General features: G+C 46.3%; 2 protein-coding genes and 1 pseudogene. 2 read left to right on the top strand and 1 reads right to left on the bottom strand.

Annotated elements, in window-relative coordinates:
- Positions 1-781: 781 nt before the first annotated feature.
- Entirely contained in the window at positions 782-10207 is a 9426-nt protein-coding gene (locus JGK07_RS02925; RefSeq protein ID WP_293290708.1) for a CHAT domain-containing protein, read from the top strand.
- Positions 10208-10273: 66 nt separating this feature from the next.
- Here the strand turns inward: JGK07_RS02925 and tnpA are convergent.
- Positions 10274-10657, bottom strand: a pseudogene (gene tnpA, locus JGK07_RS02930) (IS200/IS605 family transposase); the annotation flags it as partial.
- 70 nt (positions 10658-10727) lie between these two features.
- Between tnpA and JGK07_RS02935 the strand changes: the two are divergent.
- The gene (locus tag JGK07_RS02935) at positions 10728-11882 is read left to right on the top strand and encodes a transposase (RefSeq protein ID WP_293204737.1); all 1155 of its coding nucleotides are present in this window, start codon (positions 10728-10730) and stop codon (positions 11880-11882) included.
- Positions 11883-11895: the final 13 nt, after the last annotated feature.

Genomic DNA, 11895 nt, shown 5'->3' on the forward strand with positions numbered 1-11895 from the left:
AGGTGTTTTTTTGAGTCAATGAGTGCTTGTTTTAAGAGTTTTCACTGACACTCTAGTGGCAGACTACTTTCATCTGTCACAGCCAGATTTTCACTCAGTATAGATTTACAAGCTACTACATCTATTGGTATCGCTAACTGTCTCAAATTGACTGGAAGACTTGCAAATATTAGCTTTCATCAAAAATATATAAATTTTTTTAGTCAATTTTTGTAAAATTTTGGTAAAGCTCATCCCAAACTTATAAAGTTTCTCAGAAAAATTTGGCTGTTGGGTGAGTTGCTCCTGGAAGCGGACTGCAAGCTGCTCGCCCTGGAATCGGCTGTGGCGCTGTCCAGAGTAGGAATTGGAGCGAGTTGTTTGGCACTAGCAGCAAGTTGCTTTCACTGGCGATCGGTACTTACGCATTTTTGACTGCTAATCGTCAAGGTTGTTCAACTGACAGTTGACAGTTGACAGTTGACAACTGACAGTTGACAGTTGACAGTTGACAGTTGACAGTTGACAACTGACAGTTGACAGTTGATAGTTGACAGTTGATAGCACTTGACAAAGGAAAGAAGAGGATTGGAGTAATGAATAGTCTGCTTTTAATTTATCCTTAAAAGGGTTCCGGCTTTAAACCAATTATTTATGGTAATTAAATAGATAGATTTCCTGCGGATTTGCTATATTTTTTCGAGGCAAAATACCGTAAATCCTATTGACAGGAGGAACCTTCATGAGTCAGAATAGGGAAAGATAAATACGATCGCACTTTTAGCACAGATCTTTAACCACAATGGCAGCCAACAAACTAAATTTGCTCGGATGGTTATTCATACTTGGCTGCCTCAATGCAGCGGCCGGCTCGGCTTCCGCGCAACCCATCACCCCCGCACCAGACGGCACGAATACAGTCGTGACACCCAACGGCAATCGCTACGACATTTCCGGGGGGTCATTGGGCGGTGACAAGGCTAACCTGTTTCACAGTTTTACTCAGTTTGGTCTCAGTTCCGGTCAAACGGCAAACTTTTTAACCAATCCCAACATTCAAAATATCTTAGGAAGAATTAACGGAGGAAATCCTTCTGTAATCAACGGCTTAATTCAAGTTACAGGCGGCAATTCCAACCTGTTTTTGATGAATCCGTCGGGGATAATTTTCGGACAAAATGCCAGCCTCAACGTACCGGGTTCTTTTAACGCCACGGCGGCGACAGGTATCGGTTTTGGGAACAATCAGTGGTTTAGTGCGATCGCCAATAACAACTGGGCAGCTTTAATCGGGAATCCGAACAGTTTCGCATTTACCAGTCCGCAAGCAGGAAGCATTGTAAATGCCGGGAATTTGACGGTGGCACCCGGTCAAAGTTTAAGTTTGACGGGGGGGACGGTTGTGAATACCGGCCAGCTAAACGCGCCAGGAGGCGGTGTTCTGATTACGGCTGTACCCGGTCAAAATTTGGTGCGGATTTCTCAAGCTGGTAATTTATTGAGTTTGGATGTTCAACCAACAGCAACTGGGGGATCGCTGCCGAATAATTGGACGCAACCGGTGTTATCTTTGCCGGAGTTACTGACAGGAAAAGGCCAGGAACAAGCAACGAATTTGACGGTAAATGCCAATGGGGATGTGGTGCTGGCGGGGAATTTGGCTGTGCCTGTTGTGGCGGGAACTGCGATCGCCAGCGGCAGTATCAATGTCTCGGGCAATACTGGGGGTAATGTTAGCATATTGGGCGATCGGGTAGGTGCGATCGCGGCTAACATCGATGCTTCGGGTATTAACGGCGGCGGGAATGTACTGATTGGCGGAGATTTTCAGGGTTTGGGGACTGTACCGAATGCTTTGCGGACATTTGTGAGTGCAGATTCGACGATTAATGTGGATGCGATTAGCAACGGTAATGGCGGGCGAGCGATCGTTTGGGCTGATGAAACTACTCGTTTTAATGGGAATATTACTGCCCGAGGTGGCTTGTTTTCTGGGAATGGCGGGTTTGTGGAGGTATCGGGAAAACAATCGCTGGATTTCGCTGGGTTGGTGGATTTGCGATCGACTGTCGGCAGTGCCGGAACCTTATTGTTAGATCCTACTAATATTACTATTAGCACAGCTCCGGATGCAGCCGGTGCATTCGGGGGAGGAGTGTTTACTCCCGGTATCGCTGCGCCTACGGCTACAATTAATAACGGGACGCTGCAAACGCAATTGGGTTTAGGTAATGTCACTATTTCTACTACATCTCTTGGTGCGAGTGCAGGGGATATTACAGTTAGCGCTCCGATTGCTTGGGCTAATAAAAATTCCCTGACTCTGAATGCCAGTAATAGCATATTTGTTAACAACAATATCACAACTCAGGGAGGCAATATCACCCTGAATGCTGATACCGACAATCTCGCCGGTGGTAATGTCACCATTACCAATGCGACGATTAATACAAATGGTGGCAATTTTACCGGTATTGGCCGCGGGAATACTGTCAATGGAAATGGGATTAATATTAATGGTGGTACGATTAATGCTGGTGGTGGGAATATTGACCTCACTGGTAGTAGTGCAGGAAACACGGCAATCAACGTCGGCCTTCAGGTATCTGGCGGAACCATTACACCTACTTTAGTAACTACTGGAACGGGAAAGATTACCCTTACTGGCACTAGCGGTACCAGCCTCAATAGTGACGGGATAATTTTGCGCGGGCCTACTATAAGTTCAGCCAATGGTGAGATTACACTGATTGGTAACGGCAGCGGATCTGGTAACGGCATTCTGATTTTGAGTAATGCCGTGGTGGAATCAACGGGGACGGGAAAAGTTGGCCTGACTGGTACGGGCGGCAATGGGATTAATGGCAGCAATAGAGGGATATCTATTGAGACAAATAGCAGCGTTAAATCATTCGATGGAGATATCAGTCTTATTGGAAAAGGTGGCAGCAGTGGAAGCAGTAATTACGGTATTGCGATCGACAACGCGGCCTTAGTGCAATCAACAGGCATTGGAAGTATTAGTTTCAGCGGTACCGGCGGTGCGGGCAAAAACAATAACTCCGGGATATTGATTAACGCCGCCAAAGTGCTATCAAACAATGGAAACATCAGTTTCGCAGGGACAGGTGGTGGCACTGGAATTGGTAACCACGGTATTCGCATGGAAAACCTGCCGTCGTCAGAGGTACCACTTCTAAATGGATCGTTAGTTGAATCAACTGGAAGCGGAAGTATTTCTTTCAACGGTACGGCTGGTGCGGGCACAGACAATAACAGCGGGATATCTGTTGCTAATTCTAACGTGCGATCGGCGAGTGGAAATATCGCCATGACTGGCACAGGTGCGGGGACTGGTATCAATAAAACAAATTATGGCATTATTGTTGAGGGTAATTCAGCAGTAGAATCGACGAAGGCAAGTATCGATCTGAATGGTAAGGCAGCAATCGGTTCGGCGGCAATTTATCTGAATAATGGAGCGCTCAAATCGACGGTGGGAAATGTTGCTCTGACTGGTAATGGGCCAAGCGGTACTAATGAAATTAACCTGAATAATAGCAACATCAACCTGACGGCAGGAACCGGTAATGATGTTACTTTGACCAGTGATGCAATTACGGTTTCACCCACGTCTCAAGTCAAAGGCAACGGTACTATTCTGTTGCAACCTCTGACTCCGAGTTTAGGTATTACTGTTGGCACTGCCGGTAATTCTGCTGATTTGAATCTCAGCACTACTGAACTCGCAGCTTTCAAGGGATTTTCCCAAATGATTGTCGGGCGGGCGGACGGCAGTGGGACGATCGCAATTGCTGACCCCAGTGCTGTTACTTTTGATTTTCCGGTTACATTTCGATCTCCCCAAACTAACGCCACAACTAGCGGCACAATTGCAGTCAATGGCAACATTAAAGGTATAAATAACGCTTCAATTAGTTTTGATGCTGCCACTACTAACTTAAATGCAAATGTTGTCACCAACGAACAGAATATTACCTTTGGTGGTAAAGTGTCTCTCGTTCAGGGTTCTAATGTCACTCTCGATACTGGGTTGACGAAGGCAGGCGACATTAATTTTAAGGGAACTGTTGACGGCGATGGGAAGCTAACTTTGACTTCGGGAACAGGTATTATTAATCTTAACGGGGCTGTTGGGGGGACTGTGCCTTTGGGTTCCCTGACAATAGTCAATTCTCAGAATGTTACCAGTACCAGTCCGATCGCGATTACCACTACTGGCGATATTACTACAGGCAATATTACGAATCCCGGACGGGCGATCGCGCTTACGAGCAACAATGGTAACATTACGAGGAGTTCCACAGGGGCGATCGATACCAGTTCTACTACTGGAAGTGGCGGCCCGATTGCACTGAGTGCGAACAATATTACTCCTGGTAATCTTAACTCAAGTTCCACGGCGGGCGATGGTGGAAAAATTACCCTCACCGGTAAAACAGGCAACATTTTAGCAGATCCCGGAGTAGTTTGGAACTCTAGTTCTACGAACGGTGCGGGTGGCGATATCGCGATCGCCACACCCAATCTAGTTCGGATCAATATCATTGATGCTAGGGGATTGTCCGGTACGGGAAATATTAGCATTAGCGGTAATGACATGAGCTTTTCGGGAGGCCCAGATTCCGTACAGGGTAAGGGTACTTTGTCAATTGCGCCGTCTTCGCCTAATGTCGGAATTCGCTTCCAGGATGCACTTGCTGACGATCCGAAGGCGATCGATTTAGGAAAACAATTTTTCTCCTCCTTGGCTAATGGATTTAGTGGAATTGCGATCGGAACTAATACTACCGCAGGCAATATCACGGTAGACAATTTGCCTGCTGTTTTCAAAGATCCTGTGACTTTCAATACTCAAGGCACAATTTTTGTAAATAAAGCTCAAGCAATTTCGGGAACTGATGATGCTTCAGTTACTCTCAACGCTACTACTAATAACCTGAAGGGAAATATTACCACCGCCGCTCAAGATATCACCATTAAGGGTAATGTCTTAGTCGGAGATAGCGTCTTGATCGGCAATGGAAATTCAGCAAGTGGCAAGATTCTGTTGAATGATAATATTGATGGCAGTGGCAATCTCACTTTAGAAACAGGTACGGTAAATATTGCGGTGAAAGGTGCTATAGGTAATACCGTACCCTTAGGAAATATTATTGTCAACAGTGGTGGTACGGCTACATTTAATGCTGTCACTGCTAGCAGTTTCACTACCAATGCTGGCGGCAAAACTGAATTAAATGGCAATGTGACTACCACCGGCGCTCAAACCTATGGAGATGCTGTCACGATTGCCAACAATCCAATTCTCGCAGGCACGGGCGTTACTTTCAACGATACTGTGAACGGTAGCAGCAATTTGACTGTGAATGGGGGTAGCGGTAATATTACATTTAGCGGTGCAGTTGGGACTCTAAGTGCGATCGGCAATCTGACAGCTAACTCTACAGGTACAACCACATTTAATACTGTCAGTTCTGCCAGCGTCACTACCAATGCGGTTGGTACAACTATACTCAAGGGCAATGTCATTACAACTGGCCCTCAAACCTATGGAGATGCTGTCACAATTGCCAACAATCCGATTCTGTCAGGCAGCGCTGTGACTTTCAATAATAATGTTGACGGCACTGGCGATTTGACTGTGAATTCGGGTAGTGGCAATATTACATTCAGCGGTGCAGTTGGGGCTGCAAGTGCGATCGGCAATCTGAAAGCTAACTCTCAAGGAATAACTGCATTTAATCAAACAGTCAAGGCCGCGAGTTTGACTACAGATGCGGGTGGCACAACTCAAGTGAAGGGAAATGTCACTACAACTAACCCTCAAACCTATAACGATGCAGTCACGATTGCCAATAATCCGATTCTGTCAGGTAGCGAATTAACTTTTAACAATACTGTTGATGGTGGCAGCGATTTGACGGTGAAGGCGGCTAGCGGTAATGTTACCTTCACAAGTGCGATCGGCAAAACAACTCCTCTGACAAGTTTAACTGCCAACAGCAAAACATCTTTAGGTGGCAGTGTTACGACAACTGGCGGTCAAACTTATGCAGATGCAGTGACAATTGCCAACAATCCGATTCTCGCAGGCACCGATATTACTTTCAACAAGACTGTTGACGTAGCTGGCAATCTCGGTATTGCTGCTGACAATGTTAATCTCAAAGGAATTGTCACAACCACCAATGACGGGGCGCTCACAATTACCAATAAGGTTAATCTCAATATTGAGAAAAACCTGAATTTAGACGGTGCATTCAGTCAAAAAGGGGCGGGAACTGTTGCGGTTAGCGGCAATATCGCCACAACTAATGATAACATCAGTTTTCAAGGCCCGGTGACACTAAAAGCTCCTGTAAGTTTTACACCGGGAGATGCAACTATTGCTTTCGGTTCGACTTTAGCAGCAGGAAGTAACTCGCTGAATTTAACAGCAAGTGAAATTAATTTTTCCGATAAGGTTTCTGGTACGGCCTCGCTAGCGTTGCAACCGACAAAGGCAGGACAAAATATTGTGGTTGGTGGCACCGACAACACTACTCCCGCTTTAGATTTGACGGCATCGGAAATTAATTTGATTCAAAAGGGATTTAGCTCGATCGCGATCGGGAAATTGAATGGTAGTGGCAATATTACCATTCCTAACGATCTCACTTTTACCGCCCCAGTCACGATTCAAACGGGAACTGGTACGATCGCACTTAACGCCAATATTACCGGAAATGACAACAGCAGTATTGCTCTTAACAGCAATAATGTCAAACTCGGCAATGATGTCGCTCTCAGCAGTGCCGTCGGTAATGTTAGTATCGCAGGTGCGATCGATGGATCTCGGCGCTTGAACATCAATGCTACTAAAGGCAATGTGCTGCTGCAAGGAAATATCGGAAACACAACACCACTGACAGGTTTGAATGTTACTGCCTTAAATACTAAGTTGGGTGGCAATGTTACCACTAATAACAGCAATATCAATATTAACGGTTCTCTCGGGTTGACGAAAGATGCTGTATTCAAGACTGCTGGCGGGAATATTGGCTTTGGGGGTGCGATCGACAGTATAGATGGCGCCCGGAATCTAAATCTCGCAGCAGGTAGCGGCAGCATCACTTTCAATGGATCGGTGGGCGCAACCACAGCCCTAGGAAATCTGACAGCCAATGCTGCGGATGTTACAGCAAACTCGAATATTAACGCGCAAAGCTTGCAAGTAAATAGCACCGGAAATATCAATTTGTTGGGAAATGTCACTGCTTCAAACGGGCAAAATGGAGGGACAATCGAGCTTTCGAGCCCTACCGGAAAAGTGAATGCTAGAGATTTGAATACAGCGGGAAATACTGGCGGGAACATTACCGTTAAAGCTTTAAATTCAATTACGGCGGGAAAAATTACCTCCTTCGGTACAGCCGGAAATGGTGGCAATGTGTTCTTAGATCCGATCGGCGATCTTCAAGTAGAGTCAATTAATGCCCAAGGCGGTACGCGTGGCACTGGTGGCGATGTGTTTATTTCGACGGGGAATTTTTTCCGCGCTACAGGTGGTTTTTCCACCGCACTTTCGCCGACAGGATTTGCTAGTATTTCTACTGCGGGTGGCGCCGGTGGTGGCAAAATTACAATTGTGCACGCTGGTGGAGATCAAGGCCCACCGATTCAACCGTTTGTCGTGGGAGATACTACTATTAACGGTACGGCGGGTGCAATTACAACTGGACAATCTAGAATTACATCGCAGTCGTTTCCGCGTTCTAGTATTGTGGGTAATATTGTGTTGTTGACTGACGACGGCAAAGATCCAGCGCCAACAAATCGGCAGCCAATCCCGCCGACACCTGAAGTAATTCCGCCGACAAATGGGCCGACACCTGAAGTAATTCCGCCGACAAATGGGCCGACACCTGAAGTAATTCCGCCAACAAATGGGCCAAACACGGGCATCATTCCGCCGACAAATGGGCCGACACCTGAAGTAATTCCGCCAACAAATGGGCCAAACACGGGTATCATTCCGCCGACAAATGGGCCGAACACTGGTATCATTCCGCCGACAAATGGGCCAAACACGGGTATCATTCCGCCGACAAATGGGCCGAACACGGGCATCATTCCGCCAACAAATGGGCCAAACACTGGTATCATTCCGCCAACAAATGGGCCAAACACGGGCATCATTCCGCCGACAAATGGGCCAAACACTGGTATCATTCCGCCGACAAATGGGCCGAACACTGGTATCATTCCGCCGACAAATGGGCCGAACACTGGTATCATTCCGCCGACAAATGGGCCGAATGGGCCGAACACTGGTATCATTCCGCCGACAAATGGGCTAATCTCGGAAAATATTCCGCCGACAAATGGGCAGATCGAGGGTCTTATTCCGCCGACAAATCGGTCAACAATTTCGTCGCCCATAACTGACATCATTCCGCCGACAAATCGCTCGACAGTTTCGCCGACAACCGAAGGAATTGCGCCGACAAATCGCTCGACAGTTTCGCCGACAACCGAAGGAATTGCGCCGACAAGTGTTTCGCCGACAACCGAAGGAATTGCGCCGACAAATCGATCGACAGTTTCGCCGACAACCGAAGGAATTGCGCCGACAAATCGCTCGACAGTTTCGCCGACAACAACAGAAGCAGCAGTACCTGCGATCGATTCTAACCCATTGTCGATCGCACGTGGCAGCACAGTAGGAACAGCAGCATCAGCATCGTCCGCACCCGCAGCTACACCCACACCGGCAGCTACACCCTCAACCCCCGAAACAGAAGACTTGCAGCCCCGGAGTATTCCACGCCTAAACAGTTCCGGTGTTGTTAACGATCGCATTTTAAGACTTGATTCTAGTATCATCAGTAACTTGCCCTCGGGCGAATCACAGCCAACACAAAGCAGCAACGAATCAGCGCCAGCAGCCAACTCTAATTCTCGTTTAGCGCTGGGATATGTCTCGTCTCCCGATCGACTTTTTGAAACTAACGACATCCAGAAAATAGTCTGGGGAGTCGAAGGACTGAGGAATCAAGAATTTGAATCATACCTGGGGATAAAAAGCAACCTCCCAGACGAACAACTCTTGGTTCCGACATTCCAAGAAACATTAAGAAATATCGAACAGCAAACCGGCAAGCGGTCTGGTATTATCTACATGGTCTCGCGAGTCGATCGACTGGAACTAATTTTAATTCCTCCCGTAGGGCGATCGATTCACTACAGCGTTCCGGAAGCCAACAGAGCAGCTCTTTTCCCGGTTGTCAAAGAGTTGCGGGATGAAATCACCACTCCCGCCAAACGCAATACTACCAGTTATCTACCCTCCGCCCAGCAACTGTATAAATGGGCGATCGCACCTCTAGAAAAAGACTTAGAAAGGTTAGGAATTAAGACTTTATTGCTGTCAGTAGATCCGGGATTGCGGAGTGTACCTTTTGCCGCTTTGCACGACGGTAAAGGCTTCTTGATTCAAAAATACAATTTCAGCCTAATTCCGAGTTTTAGTGCCACTAACACTAATTACAAATCGGTTAATAGCACCAGAGTGCTAGCAATGGGACGATCGGAATTTGTGGACAAAAAGCCATTACCCAGCGTCCCCCTAGAATTGCAGATGATTTCTGGTCAGTTGCAGGGGCCATTTTTCCTCAATTCAGCTTTCACCTTAGATACACTCAACTCCGAACACGCCAAGGGAGAATTTCGGATTGTTCACCTAGCAACCCATGCGGAATTCCAACCAGGAAAAGCGAGTAATTCCTACATTCAACTCTGGAATTCTAAATTGCGACTCAATGATATGGGAAGTTTAAATTGGCGCAATCCGCAGGTAGACTTGTTAGTATTGAGTGCTTGTACAACTGCTTTGGGCGATCGCGAATCAGAGTTAGGTTTTGGAGGTTTAGCGGTCAAATCCGGCGCTGCATCTGCCCTAGGGAGTTTGTGGTATGTTGACGATGGAGGCACTTTGGGACTGATGAGCGAATTTTACTACCAACTTCGAGGAGGCACAACTAAGGCAGAAACCCTGCAACTTGCTCAACAAGCAATGATTGCTCGTCAAGTTGGAATTAAAAACCAACAGTTAGTGACAACAGGAGGGAAGTTGAATTTACCAGCTAATATCAAACAAAGAAACCAAGATTTTTCTCATCCTTACTACTGGAGTAGTTTCACCCTGATCGGCAGTCCTTGGTAAGCTACCATATGCAAGATTCCGAACTTACCTAACTGACCAAAAAATTGGGATACAAGCCCCGTCCTTCTAGGACGGCTTTTCTTGATTTTTAATATATTCCTTTAAGACTTCTAGAGGCGCGCCCCCTACAGAAACCGCAAAATAGCTAGGACTCCATAAAGCTTCTTTGTGAGGTTTTTTGTATCCAGCCTGTCCGTAGCGACGGCTAGAAACTCCTTTCAAAGCATTCACTATTTGAGAGATAGAAAGTTTAGGCGGATACTCAATCAGCGCATGAATGTGATTACCTTCACCATTAAACTCCAGAACCTGAAAATTCATTTTTTCAGCAACCTCTCGAAACGTTTTTTCAATCAAATCAAGACTTTCGCCCGTAAATACAGGCCGACGGTACTTTGTCACGCAGACCAAGTGCATTTTAAGTTCTGTAACAGAATGCCGTTCTCGGCGGTAAGTAAATAGTTGTCATTGCCTGTAGACCAATATATAATCAAATAATAGACCAATTTTAACACAACCCGTGAAAGCAAGATTTCGTTACAGATTTTACCCAACCGACCAACAACAGCAGAGCCTAGCTCGGTTGTTTGGCTGCGTCCGGGTAGTCTGGAACGATGCGCTCGCACTTTGCAAACAGTCAGACAAAAAACCAAGTTCGGCAGATTTGCAAAAAATCGTCATAACTGGGGCTAAAAATACTGAAGAAAGGGCTTGGCTGGGAGACGTGTCGTGCGTCCCGCTGCAACAATCAGTTGCCGACCTGGATATTGCTTTTAAGAACTTTTTCAACTCCTGCAAGGGAAAGAGAAAAGGTCGTAAAGTCGGATATCCTAAGTTCAAAAAAAGAACCAGCAGTCAATCGGCGCGTTTTAGAGTTGGAGGATTTTCAATCAAAGGTGATGGAGTTTATCTAGCCAAGATTGGAATTGTCAATCCGATTTGGTCGAGGGCGTTACCATCTGAACCTAGTTCCGTCACGGTAATCAAGGATTGTGCAAATCGTTATTTGCTGAGCTTTGTAATAGAAATTCAACCCATTTCATCTGAGGCTAAAAACCCCAGCATCGGAATCGATTTAGGAATCAAAACCTTTGCGGTGATGAGCAACGGCGAGAAAGCCGAAAGCCCTAGCTATAAAAAACTAGACCGCAAAGTTCGCAAATTGCAACGCAAGTTAGCCCGTCAGCCCAAAGATTCCAAGAGAAGGAATGTAACTCGCATTAGAATCGCCAAGCTGCACAATAAAATTGCCGATACTCGCAAAGATTTCTTACACAAGTTGTCAACCAAAGTAATCAACGAAAACCAAGTGATTGTTTTGGAAGATTTAAATGTGTCTGGCATGGTAAAGAATCGCAAACTCTCAAGAGCAATTAGCCAACAAGGATGGTATGAATTCCGAACTTTGTGCGAGGCTAAATCAGAGAAGTTTGGCAGAGAGTTCAAGGTCATCAGTCGATGGGAACCTACCAGTCAGGTTTGTTCAGACTGCGGTTTTAAGTGGGGGCAAATCGATTTGTCTATTCGCTCAGTGCTTTGTTTGAATTGCGGTACTGAGCAAGATAGAGATGAAAACGCCGCTAAGAATATTGAGAAAGTCGGGATGGGGAATCGCCACGACTCTAAACGGGCGCAGAGGGACTGTCAGACTACTTCGGTAGCTTTTCCCCGATGAAGCGTCAAGAATC

This window comes from Microcoleus sp. PH2017_24_DOB_U_A (assembly GCF_020738205.1).
GTDB lineage: Bacteria > Cyanobacteriota > Cyanobacteriia > Cyanobacteriales > Microcoleaceae > Microcoleus.

Bases quoted from the DNA above. Each gene is read 5' to 3' on its own strand.
- JGK07_RS02925 (WP_293290708.1), top strand. From the start codon at position 782: ATGGCAGCCAACAAACTAAATTTGCTCGGATGGTTATTCATACTTGGC.